This window comes from Arthrobacter cheniae (genome assembly GCF_003602275.1).
Lineage (GTDB): Bacteria > Actinomycetota > Actinomycetes > Actinomycetales > Micrococcaceae > Arthrobacter_D > Arthrobacter_D cheniae.
In genome coordinates this window covers 131,998-147,610 of record NZ_QZVT01000004.1, presented here as the reverse complement: position 1 = coordinate 147,610, position 15,613 = coordinate 131,998, and the positions used below count along the sequence as shown (strand labels likewise).

Genomic DNA, 15,613 nt, shown 5'->3' with positions numbered 1-15,613 from the left:
ACAATGTGTCCCCGTATGAGGTGCCGCCGAGGTGACTTCCAGCCGTACCGGGAGTCTTGACAAAGTTGGGGACAACAACAAAGACTGGCCGTGGGAGCGCTTCCACGGGGGTGTGGAAGTCGCTACCGATCGGGCTTCCACGCCACCATCCACAGTATGAGGAGCAATGATGCTCAGCATTTCCAGGACCTGCGCCATGACGCTTGCACTTGCAGGAGTCCTCGCCTCCACCGCCCTGTCGGCAATCCCGGCCGCAGCACAGGGCCCCACGGGCGGGCAGCCGACGTCGGGGGAGCCGACCGCCACCGAGTTCTACGTCCCGAAGCAGAACCACTACCACGAGGCACAGCGCCAGATCGCGGACCTGCGGTCCTCGGGTGACCGGGCGGCGGCCGACAGCCTCGGCGAGATGATCTCCACGCCCCAGGCCGTCTGGGTCACCGGCAGCGATCCGACGACGGTGACGCAGGAGGTCAGGAACACCACGCACCGCGCCGCGGGCAAGCGGCAGGTGCCTGTACTGGCCGCCTACAACCTGCCGTTCCGGGACTGCTCGCAGTACTCCGCCGGTGGCGCAACGGACGTCGCCGGGTACAAGGCATGGGTCGATGCGCTCGCCGCCGGAATCCAGGACAGGGCGGCCATGGTGGTGCTCGAACCGGACGGACTGGGCATCATCCCCTGGTACACAGCACTGGACGGCAATCTCGAGTGGTGCCAGCCGGCGGAAGCGAATTCCGCGACTGCCGCCGCCGAGCGCTTCGAGATGCTCAACTACGCGGTGGACCAGCTCAAGGCCCTCCCCAACACCAAGGTCTATCTCGACGGGACGCACAGTGCTTGGCTGGGGACGGGTGAGATCTCGAGCCGGCTCGTGAAGGCCGGTGTCCAGAAGGCCGACGGCTTCTTCCTCAACGTCTCGAACTACGAGCTCACCGAGCGGCAGCTGAAGTTCGGCTCGTGGGTCTCGCAGTGCATCTACTACGCGACGGAGATCAATCCGGGCGCCTACGGATCCTGCGCAAGCCAGTATTACCCGGCTTCGCCCTCCGACTTCTCCACCTGGGGTCTGACCGACGCCTGGTATGCACAGAACGTGGGCGCTGCCGCCAATGCCCCGTCCTCCGATGAGCTCGCGCACTTCGTCATCGACACGAGCCGCAACGGCCGGGGCCCCTGGGTTCCCTCGGCCTCCTACCCCGACCCCCAGGTCTGGTGCAACCCGCCGAGCCGCGGGCTCGGCTACCTGCCAACGTCCGACACCGGCAATGAGCTCGCCGACGCCTTCCTGTGGATCAAGGTCCCGGGTGAGTCGGACGGAGAATGCAGCCGTGGTCTGACGGACAACGATGGAGTCGATCCCGAGTGGGGCCGCGTCGATCCTTCGGCCGGCGCCTGGTTCCCCGAGCAGGCCGTGGACCTGATCGCCAACACAAGCGCACCCGTGCGCCCCTAGCTTCCAGGTCCACGACGTTTCTCTCAAAAAGCTGTGGGCAGCCCCACTCGCATCCAGCGAGTGGGGCTCCATGCTTTCAGGCGCCTAGGGTTGAGCCATGGAGGAATGGAAGACGGCGACTCGCCTGCAGGAGCGCAGGCTGTGGAACACCCTTGCCTGCGTGGGCGTCGTCCTGACCCTCGTCCTCGCCGCCAGTATCCTCGTGGCGATCCGATACTCGGATGATCAGCCGACGGTCTGGTTCCTGGTGCAACAGGCGGTCCTGCTCGCCCTCAGTTCCGGCGGCACCGTTGTCGCGATCCGTCGGTGGCGTGCCCACGTCTAGGGGCAGGGTAACCTCCGTTATGCAAATGTGACAAACCGGCGGAACGCTGGCTATCGTCGTCGGGTGCCCCCGTCCACGTGGGGTGCTCCCGTATGGATTGCCGAGCCCTGCCGCCGATCGGGATACGTTCGCAAACACGAAGGCAGGGACGGGGGAACCACTAGTTCCACCGGGCGCGCAGATCATCTGCAGGCGTCCTCGGGGTTAAGCCGCACCCCACCGCCCACCGGCGGTGCCCGCGGCCGGGTGACTCCCATCCGAACCCGACAGCTCACCCCGCAGGCATGGGAGAGGTATAGATCCATGTCACGAATCACTTCACCTGCACGCCACCGCGCCGTTATCGAGGGCAACCTCGCTCTGCAGGGTCTGTCCCGTGCAGCAAAGAACCACGCCACTACCGTCGGCCGTCCCGTTGCCATCGTTGCCGTCACGTCGGGCCTCGCGCTCAGCGCCGTCGGTACCGCCAACGCCGGTGAGTACACCGGTCAGGACACGACGGTGGCATCCGTGGCCGTCCAGGCTCCCGCCGCAGCGGTTGCACCCGTTGCAGAGGCAGCCGTTGCACCGGCAGCCGGCGCAACCCACACCGTCGTCGCCGGTGACACACTCGGTGCCATTGCGGCCAGCTACGGCGCGGACCTCAACACCCTGATCGGTGCCAACGGGCTCTCGGTAGCTTCGGTCATCTTCCCGGGCGACACCATCACCATCCCTACCGGTGACGTGGCCCAAGCACCCGCAGCAGCCGTGTCGGTGCCCGTAGCCATCCCGGCGGCTCCGGTCCAGCAGGCCGCAGCCGTCGCCCCGGCGCCGGCCGTGTCCGCAGCTCCGGAGTCGGGCATGTACCTCGCCTCCGCCGACATCACACCGGTGGCATCAGCCAGCGGAGCCGCCGGAACCCTCGTGGCTTCCGCGCAGTCGCAGATCGGAGCAACCCAGGACTGCACCGTGCTGGTCGAGAATGCCCTGAACGCCGCGGGAATCCCCGCAGGTGACCTCGGCCCCTCGCAGTTCTTCCAGTTCGGTTCCACCGTGGCCTCCCCGGCCCCGGGCGACATCGTGATCACCTCCGGGCACGTCGCTATCTACGTCGGCGACGGCCAGGTCATCAGCAGCGGCATGAACGGTGTGAACTCGACCATGCAGCACCCCCTCTCGGACCTCGCGGGAGCATCCTTCGTTCGGGTAGCGGGCTAATACCGGAACGGACCACTGACGGGGAGCGGCAGGCGCTTGGACGGGGCGCCTGCCGCTTCCTTCCGTTAAACGGGGTGGTCTCGACCGGTCGGAGGAACGTACGCTCCGGCAGCGATGCAACCGGCAATGACGCGACCATTCCGCTTGCCGAGCCACTGCCGCCTTCCTAGCGTTGTAAAAGCGAACAGCGCGCTCGGTCGGAGGAAGGACGGGTACCATCATGAAGCTCTGGATCAGGGACCGCGGCCTCCTGCTCGTGAATGCGGCCCTCTTCCTGATTTCCTTCGTCGGTATGGTGATCAGCGGCGTCCTCAACTACAACGAGGAGCAACGTGCCCACGGAGAACCGGGCGTGACCCTCCTCGGTTTCTTCGGTACCGGCGATTTCCTGGAGGCGACGTTCGAGAACTGGGAGTCCGAGTTCCTGCAGATGGGGATGTACGTCGTGCTGACCGCGTACCTGTTCCAACGCGGTTCCTCCGAGTCGAAGCTGCCGGACAAGCACGAACCGCAGGACGACGATCCGCGTACTGCCGCCACGGAACGCGACACCCCCTGGCCCGTGCGCCACGGCGGCCTTCTACTCAGGCTGTACGAGCACTCACTGTCCATCATGTTCTTCGTCCTGTTCGCGGCGTCGTTCCTGCTGCACGCCGTGGGCGGGAGCGAGGCCTACAACGAGGAGCAGGCAAGCCACGGCGCGCCCGGGGTCACAGTGTTCGGATACATGGCGACGTCGCGGTTCTGGTTCGAATCTTTCCAGAACTGGCAAAGCGAATTCATGGTCATCGCCGTGATGATCGGCGCGTCCGTCTACCTGCGCGAACGTGGGAGTGTGGAATCCAAGCCCATCGCGATGGCGCATCGGGACACCGACACGTAATCGTCGCTCTTTCGACCACCACCTGTGCATCATCGATACCGAACGGTGCGCTGACGGGTCGGGACCGCACGGGTTCACGGACGACGGGCGAGGACGTCCTGGATGCCGGGAATGCATCCCTCGTTCTGCAGGGACGTCGTATCACCGAGCTGTGTGCCCTCGTAGAGCTGCGTCAGCAGGCGCCGCATGATCTTGCCGGAGCGGGTCTTCGGCACATCCTGCACGACGACGACGGCTGCCGGCCGCGCGATCGCTCCGATCGCCTGCGTGACATGAGCGCGCAGCGTCGAGGCGACGTCGGCCTCGGGATCTGCCCCCGATGCCAGCACGACGAAGGCAGCGATGGCGTGGCCCGTCAGCGGGTCCGCGATGGGACAGGCGCCGGCCTCCGTCACGAGCGGATGTTCCACGAGGGCCGACTCGATCTCGATCGTGGACAAGCGATGCCCTGACACGTTGATGACATCGTCCACGCGCCCGAGGATCCAGGTGTCTCCGTCGTCGTCGTACCGCGCGCCGTCACCTGCGAGGAACCACCCCTGCGCCGCGAACGTCCGCCAGTAAGAGTCGAGGTAGCGCTGCGGATTCCCCCAGACGGTGCGGGCCATGGCTGGACCGTGGCGGTCCACGACGATCAGGCCCTGCACCCCGGGAGGGACGCCCAGCCCGTCCTCGTCGACGATGCGCGTGCTCAGGCCGGGAAGTGCCCTCGCAGCGCAGCCGGGCTTGAAGGCGGCGTCTGTGGGGCTGGGAGAGAGGACCGTGGCGCCGGTCTCGGACTGCCACCAGGTGTCCACGACGGGAACCTCGTCCCGGCCGAGGTTCCGGCGGAACCAGCGCCATGCCTCCGGATTGACGGCTTCGCCGACCGTGCCGAGCACGCGGATGCTCGAGAGATCGTAGTCGGACGGGACTCCGTCCGGGAACCAGCCCATCAGCGAGCGCACCAGCGTGGGAGCCGTGTAGTAGCTGGTGACGCCGTAGCGCTCGATGATCTCGAAGTGGCGGCCCGCATGCGGTGTGTTCGGTGTGCCCTCGAAGATGACCTGGGTGGCGCCGTTCGACAACGGTCCGTACAGCTCGTACGTATGTGCCGTGACCCAGGCGAGGTCCGCGGTGCACCAGTGGACGTCACGGTCCCGCCCTGCTGCATCCGGGTTGCTGAAGAGGTGCTCGAAGCTCCAGGACGCCTGCGTCAGGTAGCCGCCCGAGGTGTGGACGAGACCCTTCGGCTTCCCCGTGGTTCCCGACGTGTACATGATGAACAGCGGGGTCTCGGCGTCGAACGCCTCCGGCTCGTGGTGCGGGGACGCGGTGTCGACGACGTCGTGCCACCACACGTCGCGGTCCTCGGTCCAGCTGACGTCCGAGCCCGTGCGGCGCACCACCAGGACGTGCTCGATGCTGTTCTCCCCGGATACCGCGGCGTCGGCGTTGTCCTTCACGGGTACCGCGGCGCCGCGGCGGAACTGCCCGTCCGTGGTCACCAGCAGCTTGGCGCCGGTGTCCTCGACGCGGAAGCGCAGCGCCTCCGCCGAGAACCCGCCGAACACGAGGGAATGCACGGCGCCGATCCGGGCGCAGGCCAGCGTGATGACGACTGTCTCCACGAGCACGGGGAGATAGATGACCACGCGGTCGCCCTGTCCGATTCCGAGGGCGAGCAGCGCGTTCGCCGCGCGTGAGACCTCGTCCCGCAGGTCCGCGTAGGTCACGGTCCGGCGGTCGCCCGGCTCGCCCTCGAAATGGAGCGCCACACGGTCGCCGTTGCCTGCCCGGACATGCCGGTCCACGCAGTTAGCGGCTACGTTCAGCGTGCCTCCCGAGAACCACTCGATGACGGGAACGCTGAGCGTCCCATCCGCCTGCAGCTCGGCCTTCTCGAAGGAGTGCAGCGTGTCCCAGGGCGTGTTCCACTCGAGCCGTGCGGCCTGCTCGGCCCAGAACGCGAGGCGGTCGGCCTCGTCCTCGAGCGGAAGCGAAGGCTCCGTCGTCGTCGCTACGCCCACCGCCGCACCGCCCAGCGCTCGGCGATGCCGAGGAGTGCGTCCGTGATCTTGCCGATGACGGCCAGCAGGATGATGGCGAGGATGATGCGGTCCACGCGGCCCGTCTGCTGGGAATCGGTGAGCAGGAAGCCCAGCCCCATCGAGGACGCGATGAGTTCGGCCGCTACGAGGAACAGCCAGGACTGGGCCAACGCCAACCGGAGGCCGGAGAAGAGGGCCGGGACGACGGCGGGCAACTGGACCGTGGTCAGGAGCCGGACGCCGTTCACCCCGAAGGCGCGAGCGGCCTCGACGAGGTTGCGGTCCACATGACGCAGCCCGAGGTAGAGGGTGGTGAACACGGGGAAGAACGCGCCGATGGTGATCAGCGTGACCTTGGAGTCCTCGTTGATGCCGATCCAGAGCACCAGCAGGGGCACCCATGCGAGGGACGGGACGGCGCGGAGGGCGCCGACCGTCGGAGTCAGCAGGACGTCGGCGAGGCGCGAGAGTCCGAGCAGGGCGCCCGCCAGCACCCCGAGCAGGGATCCGATGAGGAACCCGAGGATCACGCGCTGGGTGGAGATGAGGATGTGGGTGGCGAGCTGCCCGCGCTCGATGAGGTCGACTGCGGCCGCGAGTACGGACGCCGGCGAGGGCAGCTGCGACGGGCGGAAGAATCCCGAGGCCGTGCTGAGGTGCCAGGCAAGCAGGATCAGTGCGGGGACGATCAGCCCGAGGAGGATGATCCCCGCACGGCGGCCCGCCGTTCCTCCCGGCCTGGAGCCGCGCGATGCTGCCGACGCGCTCGTGATCGCCGAGCCCGTCGCCTCGAGCCCCTCCTTGCTGACGGGGGTCGCATACTCGGCACTCATGAGCCCGAGCCGATGGAGGCCGGGTCGGCCTTCTCGACGAGCGAGGGGTCGAAGAGGGATCCGAGGGCGTCGTCGATCTGCTTCTGGGTCTGGACGTCCCCGGTCTCGACGAATACGGGACCGATCTTCTCGAGGACGCTGCGCTGCGCGTCGCCCGGCGCGGGGTCGACGTCGAGGTTGGTGCGGTCGATGATGACGGAGCTGGCGACCGCCGGGTCGATAGCGGCGACCTCTGCGAGGATGGCTGCGGTCTCCTCGGGGTTCTCCTTCGCCCATTCACGCGCCTTCTCGTACGCGTTGACGACGGTCTGCGCGACGTCGGGCTTGTCCGAGAGGAAGTCCTCGGTGGCGTTGAGGAATCCGTAGGTGTTGTAGTCGATGTCGCGGAAGAAGAGCTGCGCGCCGTCCTGTTCGGAGGCGGCCATGATCGGGTCAAGTCCGGACCAGGCATCGACGGCGCCGCTGGCCAGTGCTGCTCGGCCGTCGGCATGCTGGAGGTTCTCGATGGTCACCTCCGACTGGTCAACTCCTGCCGCTTCGAGCGCCTGCAGGAGGAAGAAGTAGGGGTCCGTTCCGCGCGTCGCCGCGACCGATCTGCCGCGCAGGTCCTCGACGCTCGTGATGCCGGAGTCCGGCAGGGTCACGAGCGCAGCCCACTCGGGCTGCGAGTAGATGTCGATGGCCTTGATCGGCGAGCCGTTGGAACGGGCGAGGAGGGCGGCGGAACCGGCGGTGGAGCCGACGTCGATCGCCCCGGCGCGTAGGGCCTCATTGGCCTTGTTGGACCCGGCGGACTGCACCCAGTTGACAGTGATGTCCTGGTCGGCGAGCTCGTCCTCGAGCCAGCCCTGCTCCTTGATGATGAGGCTCAGCGGATTGTAGGTGGCGAAGTCGATGTTGAGGGTCCCGCCCTGCGTCCCGTCCTCGGATACTGGCTGCGTGTCGGCCGCGTTCTCGCCGGCCAGGCAGCCGCTGAGACTGAATGAGAGAGCGGTGGCAAGGGCGAGGGTCGGCAGGAAGGCACGGCGGTTCATGGTGGTCCTTTGATGGTTGGTGCGAGAGGGGAAAGACAGGGATGCGCCCGCGGTCCAGGGAGACGCGGTGCGGGCAGGGCTGAGTGCGGAGGTCCGGGCTAGTGCCCGGTAACGCCGAGCATCGAGAGCAGCGAGCTGCGAAGGGCGCCGAGTTCCGTGGAGTTGCGGTTGCGCGGACGTGCGCCGGGTACGGGGACGAGCTCCGCGACGGTGGAACCGTCCTGCCCGTCGTCGTTCCGCCCGAGCACGAGGATGCGGTCCGCGAGCTGGAGGGCCTCGTCGACGTCGTGTGTGACGAGCAGCACCGTCGTGGGCTGTGCGCTGTGGATGTCCAGGAGGAGGTCCTGCATCTTGATGCGCGTCAGGGCGTCGAGCGCCCCGAACGGTTCGTCGAGCAGCAGCACCCCCGGATTGCGGGCCAGCGCCCGGGCCAGCGATGTGCGCTGGGCCATGCCACCGGACACCTCCCGCGGTCGGTGCTTGGCGAAGGTGTCGAGGCCCACGAGTTTCAGCAACTCGAGGACCTTCGCCTTGCCGGCGCTCGCACTGGAGGATTTGGGCAACCCGATCGCCACATTGGCCTGCAGGGTGTGCCACGGCAGAAGTCGCGGTTCTTGGAAGGCGACGGCGCACCGCTCGTCGATGCCGGCCACCGGGGTGCCATCGATCAGGACCTCGCCGCTGTCGGGGACGTCCAGCCCGGCGGCGGCGCGCAGGAGGGTGGACTTGCCGCAGCCACTCGTGCCGAGGATGGCCAGGATCTCGCCCGGCTCGACCTGCACGGACACGTCCCTGAGGACGACGCGGCGGTTGTCGGCCGGTCCGAAGCTGCGCCCGAGGCCGGAGAAGTGCACGGCGAGGGCCTGCTTGGAGTGGGACTGGGTAGTGCTGGGTGCCAGAACTGCGGTCATGGTATCTCCATCGGTCCTGGCGGTAGCACCCTACGGACCGAGCCTTCGCCACCGTGTCACGGTGGTTCCCACGGCTCGATCCTTGTTACCGTCCGACGTCAGGGGACGTCGGACGACCAGGGTTGCTGCGGCTTCATCGATCCAGGTCTCTCGGCCGCTCGGGATGGTCACTTCCATGAAACGCCCGCAGCGCTTCGGGAGCAAAATGGAGCGTGTAACAAAGGCTGTAACAATCGGCACCAGGGAGGCACCATGGCACACCGGAACGATCCAGAGGTGATCAGGAGGCTCCTGACCGAGCACGGCAGATGGGCCGTGGTCGGCCTGTCGAACAACCCGCGCAGGGCCGCGGTAGGAGTATCACGGTTCCTGATGCAGGCCCTCGGTATGGACGTCGTTCCGGTGAGCCTCAGGGGCGACGACGTGCATGGGCAGAAGGGCTACACCCTGCTCGCGGACATCCCGGGGGACATCGACGTCGTCGACTGCTTCGTCAACTCGTCTCGCGTGGGCGCCGTCGTGGATCAGGCCATCGCCGTCGGCGCGCGCGCCGTATGGCTGCAGTTGGGGGTCATCGACGAGGACGCCGCCCGCCGGGCCGCCGCTGCAGGACTCGACGTCGTGATGAACGCGTGTCCTGCCATGGAGGCGCCGGCGCTCGGGCTGTGACCGTCACATGCGCTGGTACTTCGAGCGCGCCACCATGAAGACGCCGTAGGCCATGAGGCCCAGGGCCACTGCGCCGAGGAGCCACGTTCCGAATGGCTGGTCGCGGAGGGACTTCAGCGCGCCGTCGAGCCCGGTGGACTGCTCGGGGTTGTTCGTGACGGTGGCGACGACGACGAGGACCCCGAGGACTCCGAGTGCGAAGCCCTTGGCGATGTAGCCCACGATCCCGAGGGCCGTGACGGCGGTGCCGATCCTGTCCGGGGGCAGCCCCGAGAGTTTTCGCCGGAACCGACGCGTGGCGCCACTGTAGATGAAGTAGCCCCCGACGACGATGATGCCGACACCGATCGCGAGAAGGAGTGCGGCGCCCGCCCGGTTGGACATCAGGGAGGCGCTCAGCGAACTCGTGGTGCTGCTGCTGTCGCTCGAACCACCGAGCGCGTACCGGCCGAACGTTGCGCCGATGACGGCGTAGACGACGGCTTGTCCACCACTCTTCAGCCTGAAGGTGAGCTTCTTCCTGTCACGGAGTGCCTTGGCGCCGAAGAAGATCTCGCTGAACTGGAACAGGGCGAGCGCAAGGCAGCCGATGAAGCAGAACCACAGGAGCGCTGTTCCGCCCGTGCTGCTCGCAAGCTGGCCGATGGCACCGCTCTGATCCGCGCTGCCGGCCCCACCTCTCGCCAGTCCGAGCGCTATCAGCCCGATCAGGAAATGCAGGACGCCCGCCGCGACGTAGCCGGCGCGGGCTGCGAGCTCGAAGCCTCTCGAATCAGCAGCATCCTCTGCGGCGTCGGTCGCGGTGTCGGCCGCGCCCCTGTGCCTCCTGTTGGACGCCGTCCCTGATGCCATGATGGTCCTGCTTTCCTGTCGGAACGGTGGGTTGGACGTGCAGATGAATCCGGGCTCTCATCCTCCCACCGGAACCGTTCCATGTCCCGCCGCCGGCTTGCCGGATCCACTACGTTGGGACGCGGGACGGCGATCGAACCCGGGTAGGGACGCCGCCGGCGAGCACCGATGGAAGAAGGATGCATGGAGCAGTTCACGTACGGGGATCGCGGCGCGACGGACAGGCCGTTCCCGGAGTCCTTCGACGGGAGGTGGCCGCCCGGCTACACCGTGATGGTCGAGTCCCGTGAGATCGCGACGAACGACCCCTCGGCCGCTTTCATCGCTCTGACGGAAGGCATCCTCGCGTGGGAACTTCACCGCGGGGCGGGGCTCACCATGCGGTCCGACGCCAGGCGAGCCGAGCCGGGGGTTGTCGTGGTGGCTGGTTTCGGCGTGGGTCCCGCGCGCATCAAGGCGCCGTGCAGGGTCATCTGGTCGAGGGCTCCACAGCTCGACGGTGCCGGCAGGGCCGTGCCCGGCCAGCGGGGCGGGTTCGGCTACGGCACGCTGCCAGGTCATCCGGTCAAGGGGGAGGAGGGCTTCTACGCGGAGCTGACGGCGGACAACCGGCTGCTGTTCATCTGCTCCGCCTACAGCGTTCCGGCCGGCCTCGCCTTCCGGCTCGCATCACCCCTGACCCGGCTCACGCAGCGATTCGTCCTCTCGCGGTACATAAGAGCTGCGCGGGCGTTGGCCTCGGCCGGCTGAGAGGAGGCCGTCACCCCTCGGGGCAACGGCCTCCTCCTTGCTGTCTGCCGTCGCTACGTCCTGGCAGCGACGGTGCCCGCTACTGCTTGCCCTTGCCCGGCTTTGCGTCGGCGGTCGTGCAGGAGGAGTCCCACTCGCTGACCGGCACCACCGATGTGCAGCGGAACAGCGACGGGTTGATGTTCTGGGGTGACTGCCAGGCCTTGGTGGCCTGCTCGAAGTCGTAGGCGAATCCCAGCAGGGACGCTTCACTCCAGGCAGTGCCGAGGAAGACGACGCCGGAGGGCCGACGGTTCGCCTCGGAGTATCCCGAAGGGACGATGACCGACGGGTAGCCCGCCCGCGCGCCGACGCCTGTGGTCCCCGAGTTCGACACGATTGCGTCCAGGTCATTGGCGGCGAGGACGGAATCGATCGCTGCCCTGCTCTGGGTGAGTCCCGTGTCCCGTGCCGCCACGTACTGCGCCTGCTGCGCAGGATCGTCGAGGTCGACGGCTTCCGAGTCGGTGAGGAGTGTCTGCCCGAACTTCAGCGCTGCCGGTGCGTTGGCGCTGTTGTAGGTGATGATGTCGCTCAGGGTGTCCATCGGTGCGTTCTCGGGTAGACGCGACAGGTAGGCGTTGAGGTCACGCTCGAATTCGAGGGTGAGGATGCTGGGCGCGGTGCTGCCGCCCACCGTGACGGGCACGAGCGTCGCACCCTGGGCCCGCAGCGCGTCGAGTGACGCCGTGTATACGGGATCGGTGGTGCTCGCTACGAAACCGAGGCGCTTCCCCACGAGCGCGCTGTCGCTCAGGGCCGCCGTGAAGTCGGCGGCGTCGCTCGGGTTGGCAGCCGTCGCGGGGTCCTCGGGGTCGATGCTGGTCATCGCCGTGAGCAGGGCCGCGGCGTCGTACACGGATTTCGTCATGGGTCCGGCGGTGTCCTGTGTGGCGGAGATCGGGATGATGCCGGTCCTGCTGGCGATGCCGACGGTGGGCTTGACGCCCACCAGTGAGTTGGCCCGCGCGGGGCTCAGGATGGACCCGGAGGTCTCCGTGCCGACGGTGAGCGTCGCGAGCCCAGCCGCGCCTGCCGAGCCGGAGCCCGCGCTGGAACCGCTCGGCGTCTGGCTGGCGTCATAGGGGTTCAGCACCTGGCCGCCGAGCGAGCTGTAGCCGGCGGGCATCCCGTTGGTCATGAAGTTCGCGAACTCGGTCAGGTTCGTCTTGCCGATGATGATCGCACCTGCCTTCTTCAGCTCGGTGACCAGAGGGGCGTCCGCCGCGGGGTAGGAGTTGGCGAGGGCCACCGAGCCGGCGGTCGTCGGCATCCCGGCCACGTCGATGTTGTCCTTCACCAGGATGGGCACCCCGTGGAGGGCGCCACGAAGCGTGCCCTTCTTCCGCTCGGCGTCGAGCGCCTTCGCATCCGCCAGCGCGGAGGGGTTGATGGCGCGCACGGCGTTCAGGTGTGGTCCGTTGATGCTCACTGCGGTGATGCGTTCAAGATACGCCTGCACCAGGGCCTCGGAGGTGAAGCTGCGGGACGCCAGCCCCGCCTGTACCTCGGCGACACCGGCGGTGCTGAGGTCGAGGGCGATGGGCTTGGGTGCGGCTACGGCGGGACCGGCGACGACGGCAGCGGCCAGGAGTCCCGTGGCGAGACCTGCGGTGACGCGCCGGGCACGGGGCCGCGACGGCGAGAGGATGAAAGGCATTCGGTGTCCTTTGATGAGGTGATGAGCAGGTCCGACGGAAACGCGGGGGTGGTCGCGCTCCGGGGGACTGTGCCATCCCACCAGCGGTGCGTTTCCTCGCGGCGGCGGCAGCATTACGCCGCGGTTACGTCATGTCCATGCCTCGTGTCCTCCGGCCGGACCCGGCCCCTGGTGTCGCTCACCGCTGTGACCCTCGTCGGGCGGCAGCTAGGCTTTCGGGGAGCCGATCGAGAGGGGCAGGATGCCACACGGATATTCCGACGAGGACTGGAGCCTGATGATGGAGGCTGCCAGGAACATCATGGTACACACCGCCCGCAGGCAGGAATGGATCCTCTACTCGGATCTCAACCGTGAAGTGAGCGAGGACGCGGACACAGTGCCCTTCGACTTCTCGCGGGACACCGACCGCGCGGCGCTCGGGACGCTCTTGGCCGACATCGTCAAAGCCGATCTTCTGCACAGCCGATTCATGGTGTCGTCCGTCGTGAAGCTCTCCGCCTCCGATGGCCCCGGTGATGGCTTCTACTCGCTGGCAGAGAATCTGGGACACCTCGAGGCCGGCGCGTCCGAGGACCGGAAGTTCGAGTTCTGGGTCGAGCAGCTGAAACTGACCCACGACCACTACCGCCGGCGTGTCTGACGTTCCGGTCGGCGGGACGCCGTCCCGCCGACCGGACTCCTAGCCGAAGTGCTTCGGCAGCGTCCCCTGGTGCGCCTCGCGGAGCTGGTCGATCGGCAGGTTGAAGTACCCCTGCACGTCGAGCGCCTCGTTCTCCGTGTCCACCACGCCGATGCGCATGGTGGGGAAGTTCCGCGCCGTGCACATGTCGTTGAAGCGGACCTCCTCCGAGCGGGGCACGCTCACGACGGCGCGTGCCTGGCTCTCGCTGAACAGGGCCGTGAAGGCGTCGATCCCGTCGCGCTCGCAGACCTCGTCGAGCCCGATCCGGGCACCGACGCCGAAGCGCAGCGCCATCTCGCTCAGGCCGGCGGCGAGCCCGCCCTCCGAGAGGTCGTGGGCGGCGTCGATCATGCCGTCACGCGAGCAGTTGACGAGGATCGCGGCGAGGGTCCTCTCCGCCGTGAGGTCGAGCGCCGGAGGCTTCCCGCCGAGGTGTCCGCGCAGGTTGGCCCACTCCGAGCCGTCCAGTTCGGCCGCCGTCGTCCCCAGCAGGTAGACGGCCTGGCCGTCCTCCCGCCAGCCCGACGGCGTGCGGCGCGCGACGTCATCGAACACGCCGAGGACACCGACCACCGGCGTGGGGTGGATGGCGACGCCACCGGTCTGGTTGTAGAGGGAGACGTTGCCGCCGGTGACCGGCACGCCGAGTTCCTGGCAGGCATCGGCGAGGCCGCGGACGGTTTCGACGAACTGCCACATGACCTCGGGGTCCTCGGGTGAGCCGAAGTTCAGGCAGTCGGTGACGGCGAGGGGCTCGGCGCCCGACGTCGCCACGTTGCGATAGGCCTCGGCGAGGGCCAGGCGCGCCCCTTCGTACGGGTTGAGGTAGGAGTAGCGGCCGTTCGCGTCCGTGGAGATGGCGACGCCCAGACCGGTTTCCTCGTCCACGCGGACCACACCGGCGTCGTCCGGCATGGCGAGCGCGGTATTGCCCTGCACATAACGGTCGAACTGGTCGGTCACCCAGTCCTTCGAGCACATGTTGGGTGAGGCCATCAGTTCGAGGACGGCCTCGCGCAGGTCTGCCGGCTGCTCCGGCCTGAAGGCATCCGCCTGCACGGCGTCGAGCCACTCGGGGCGGTGGAAGGGCCGCTCGTAGACGGGTCCTTCATGGGCGACGGTGCGGGGATCTACGTCGACGATCTTCTCGCCGTCCCACTCGATGATGAGGCGCCCGGTGCCGGTGACCTCGCCGAGCCAGGAGTACTCCACGGCCCACTTGTCCATGATCGCCTCGAACGCCTCGACGTTCGCGGGCGTGACCACGGCCATCATGCGTTCCTGCGACTCCGACATGAGGATCTCCCCCGGAGTCAGCGAAGGGTCGCGCAGCAGGACGTTGGTGAGCTCGACATGCATGCCGCCGTCCCCGTTGGAGGCGAGTTCCGATGTCGCGCACGAGATACCGGCAGCACCGAGGTCCTGGATGCCCTCGACCACAGAGGCCTTGAACAGCTCGAGGCAGCACTCGATCAGGACCTTCTCCGCGAACGGGTCCCCCACCTGGACGGCGGGACGTTTCGACGGTTTCGAGGAATCGAAGGACTCGGAGGCGAGCACGGACGCGCCCCCGATGCCGTCACCTCCGGTGCGGGCGCCGAACAGGACCACCCTGTTGCCGGCGCCGGACGCGTTGGCGAGCCGGATGTCCTCGTGGCGCAGCACGCCGACCGCGAGGGCATTGACCAGCGGATTGCCCTGGTAGACGGAGTCGAAGACCACCTCGCCACCGATGTTCGGCAGGCCGAGTGAGTTCCCGTAACCGCCGATGCCCGCGACGATGCCGTGGACGAGGCGCGCGGTGTCGGGGTGGTCGATCGCGCCGAAGCGCAGCGGATCCATGACGGCGACCGGACGGGCGCCCATCGAGATGATGTCGCGGACAATCCCGCCGACGCCGGTAGCCGCGCCCTGGTACGGCTCCACGAACGACGGGTGGTTGTGGCTCTCCACCTTGAAGGTCACGGCCCAGCCGTCCCCGATGTCGACGACACCCGCGTTCTCACCGATACCCACGAGCAGGTGCTCCTTCATGGCGTCGGTGACCTTGTCACCGAACTGGCGCAGGTGCACCTTGGAGGACTTGTAGGAGCAGTGCTCGCTCCACATCACCGAGTACATGGCCAGCTCTGCCCCGGTGGGCCTGCGGCCCAGGATCTCCTCGACGCGCTTGTACTCGTTCTCCTTCAGCCCCAGTTCGGCCCAGGGGAGCGCCTGTCCCGGGGTGGCCTCGGCGTTCGCGACCGTGTCGATATTGAACTTCTTGGACATTGTCCCTGCAGTCAC

The 15,613-nt window shown here is 67.8% G+C and carries 14 protein-coding genes and 1 riboswitch; of the genes, 7 read left to right on the top strand and 7 right to left on the bottom strand.

The genetic code is table 11. The features are described 5' to 3' along the window. The first annotated feature begins 196 nt into the window (after positions 1-196). The 4 genes from D6T63_RS08515 to D6T63_RS08500 all read left to right on the top strand — a co-directional run bounded on the left by D6T63_RS08515 (position 197) and on the right by D6T63_RS08500 (position 3,864). Positions 197-1,456: a glycoside hydrolase family 6 protein gene (locus tag D6T63_RS08515; RefSeq protein ID WP_182976935.1), complete on the top strand. Its 1,260-nt coding sequence runs from the start codon at positions 197-199 to the stop codon at positions 1,454-1,456. A gap of 97 nt (positions 1,457-1,553) precedes the next feature. Then, entirely contained in the window at positions 1,554-1,781 is a 228-nt protein-coding gene (locus D6T63_RS08510; protein ID WP_120148587.1) for a hypothetical protein, read from the top strand. Between the two features lie 119 nt (positions 1,782-1,900). Then, positions 1,901-2,081: riboswitch (cyclic di-AMP (ydaO/yuaA leader) on the top strand. 3 nt (positions 2,082-2,084) lie between these two features. Continuing rightward, positions 2,085-2,981, top strand: a complete 897-nt coding sequence (locus D6T63_RS08505; RefSeq protein ID WP_120148586.1) for a LysM peptidoglycan-binding domain-containing protein — start codon at positions 2,085-2,087, stop codon at positions 2,979-2,981. Between the two features lie 220 nt (positions 2,982-3,201). After that, positions 3,202-3,864: a DUF6766 family protein gene (locus D6T63_RS08500; RefSeq protein ID WP_120148585.1), complete on the top strand. Its 663-nt coding sequence runs from the start codon at positions 3,202-3,204 to the stop codon at positions 3,862-3,864. Positions 3,865-3,938: 74 nt separating this feature from the next. On the opposite strand, the gene acs is transcribed toward D6T63_RS08500, so the two are convergent. From acs to D6T63_RS08480, 4 genes are all read right to left on the bottom strand, one after another. Continuing rightward, complete coding sequence (gene acs, locus D6T63_RS08495) at positions 3,939-5,873, bottom strand: acetate--CoA ligase (RefSeq protein WP_235830636.1); 1,935 nt, start codon at positions 5,871-5,873, stop codon at positions 3,939-3,941. After that, positions 5,864-6,727, bottom strand: a complete 864-nt coding sequence (locus tag D6T63_RS08490; protein ID WP_120148584.1) for an ABC transporter permease — start codon at positions 6,725-6,727, stop codon at positions 5,864-5,866. Before D6T63_RS08490 ends, acs begins: the two co-directional genes overlap by 10 nt. Further along, positions 6,724-7,761 carry an aliphatic sulfonate ABC transporter substrate-binding protein gene (locus tag D6T63_RS08485; protein WP_120148583.1) on the bottom strand — a complete coding sequence of 346 codons (1,038 nt, stop codon included), beginning with the start codon at positions 7,759-7,761 and terminating at the stop codon, positions 6,724-6,726. Before D6T63_RS08485 ends, D6T63_RS08490 begins: the two co-directional genes overlap by 4 nt. Before the next feature lie 98 nt (positions 7,762-7,859). Continuing rightward, positions 7,860-8,672, bottom strand: coding sequence for an ABC transporter ATP-binding protein (locus tag D6T63_RS08480; RefSeq protein ID WP_120148582.1), 813 nt, complete (start codon positions 8,670-8,672; stop codon positions 7,860-7,862). A 252-nt stretch (positions 8,673-8,924) separates the two neighbouring features. Here D6T63_RS08480 and D6T63_RS08475 point away from each other — a divergent pair, with 252 nt between their 5' ends. Then, positions 8,925-9,341: a CoA-binding protein gene (locus tag D6T63_RS08475; protein WP_120148581.1), complete on the top strand. Its 417-nt coding sequence runs from the start codon at positions 8,925-8,927 to the stop codon at positions 9,339-9,341. Positions 9,342-9,344: 3 nt separating this feature from the next. Here the strand turns inward: D6T63_RS08475 and D6T63_RS08470 are convergent, their stop codons facing one another. Beyond that, positions 9,345-10,193 carry a DUF1206 domain-containing protein gene (locus D6T63_RS08470; protein ID WP_120148580.1) on the bottom strand — a complete coding sequence of 283 codons (849 nt, stop codon included), beginning with the start codon at positions 10,191-10,193 and terminating at the stop codon, positions 9,345-9,347. A gap of 183 nt (positions 10,194-10,376) precedes the next feature. Here D6T63_RS08470 and D6T63_RS08465 point away from each other — a divergent pair, with 183 nt between their 5' ends. Then, positions 10,377-10,943 carry a DUF1990 family protein gene (locus D6T63_RS08465; RefSeq protein ID WP_120148579.1) on the top strand — a complete coding sequence of 189 codons (567 nt, stop codon included), beginning with the start codon at positions 10,377-10,379 and terminating at the stop codon, positions 10,941-10,943. Positions 10,944-11,022: 79 nt separating this feature from the next. On the opposite strand, the gene D6T63_RS08460 is transcribed toward D6T63_RS08465, so the two are convergent. Further along, on the bottom strand, positions 11,023-12,642 hold the full coding sequence (locus D6T63_RS08460; RefSeq protein ID WP_120148578.1) for an amidase family protein: 1,620 nt from the start codon (positions 12,640-12,642) through the stop codon (positions 11,023-11,025). A 241-nt stretch (positions 12,643-12,883) separates the two neighbouring features. On the opposite strand from D6T63_RS08460, the gene D6T63_RS08455 reads away from it, so the two are divergent. After that, positions 12,884-13,285 carry a hypothetical protein gene (locus D6T63_RS08455; RefSeq protein ID WP_147394323.1) on the top strand — a complete coding sequence of 134 codons (402 nt, stop codon included), beginning with the start codon at positions 12,884-12,886 and terminating at the stop codon, positions 13,283-13,285. A gap of 39 nt (positions 13,286-13,324) precedes the next feature. Here the strand turns inward: D6T63_RS08455 and purL are convergent, their stop codons facing one another. Beyond that, the gene (purL, locus tag D6T63_RS08450; protein WP_407923731.1) at positions 13,325-15,598 is read right to left on the bottom strand and encodes a phosphoribosylformylglycinamidine synthase subunit PurL; all 2,274 of its coding nucleotides are present in this window, start codon (positions 15,596-15,598) and stop codon (positions 13,325-13,327) included. Positions 15,599-15,613: the final 15 nt, after the last annotated feature.

Excerpts from the sequence above, each read along its gene's own strand:
- D6T63_RS08470 (WP_120148580.1), bottom strand. The coding sequence starts at position 10,193 with ATGGCATCAGGGACGGCGTCCAACAGGAGGCACAGGGGCGCGGCCGAC.
- purL (WP_407923731.1), bottom strand. The coding sequence starts at position 15,598 with ATGTCCAAGAAGTTCAATATCGACACGGTCGCGAACGCCGAGGCCACC.
- D6T63_RS08500 (WP_120148585.1), top strand. The coding sequence starts at position 3,202 with ATGAAGCTCTGGATCAGGGACCGCGGCCTCCTGCTCGTGAATGCGGCC.
- D6T63_RS08490 (WP_120148584.1), bottom strand. The coding sequence starts at position 6,727 with ATGAGTGCCGAGTATGCGACCCCCGTCAGCAAGGAGGGGCTCGAGGCG.
- D6T63_RS08515 (WP_182976935.1), top strand. The coding sequence starts at position 197 with ATGACGCTTGCACTTGCAGGAGTCCTCGCCTCCACCGCCCTGTCGGCA.
- D6T63_RS08510 (WP_120148587.1), top strand. The coding sequence starts at position 1,554 with ATGGAGGAATGGAAGACGGCGACTCGCCTGCAGGAGCGCAGGCTGTGG.
- D6T63_RS08465 (WP_120148579.1), top strand. The coding sequence starts at position 10,377 with ATGGAGCAGTTCACGTACGGGGATCGCGGCGCGACGGACAGGCCGTTC.
- D6T63_RS08460 (WP_120148578.1), bottom strand. The coding sequence starts at position 12,642 with ATGCCTTTCATCCTCTCGCCGTCGCGGCCCCGTGCCCGGCGCGTCACC.
- D6T63_RS08475 (WP_120148581.1), top strand. The coding sequence starts at position 8,925 with ATGGCACACCGGAACGATCCAGAGGTGATCAGGAGGCTCCTGACCGAG.
- D6T63_RS08455 (WP_147394323.1), top strand. The coding sequence starts at position 12,884 with ATGCCACACGGATATTCCGACGAGGACTGGAGCCTGATGATGGAGGCT.
- D6T63_RS08480 (WP_120148582.1), bottom strand. The coding sequence starts at position 8,672 with ATGACCGCAGTTCTGGCACCCAGCACTACCCAGTCCCACTCCAAGCAG.
- D6T63_RS08505 (WP_120148586.1), top strand. The coding sequence starts at position 2,085 with ATGTCACGAATCACTTCACCTGCACGCCACCGCGCCGTTATCGAGGGC.
- D6T63_RS08485 (WP_120148583.1), bottom strand. The coding sequence starts at position 7,761 with ATGAACCGCCGTGCCTTCCTGCCGACCCTCGCCCTTGCCACCGCTCTC.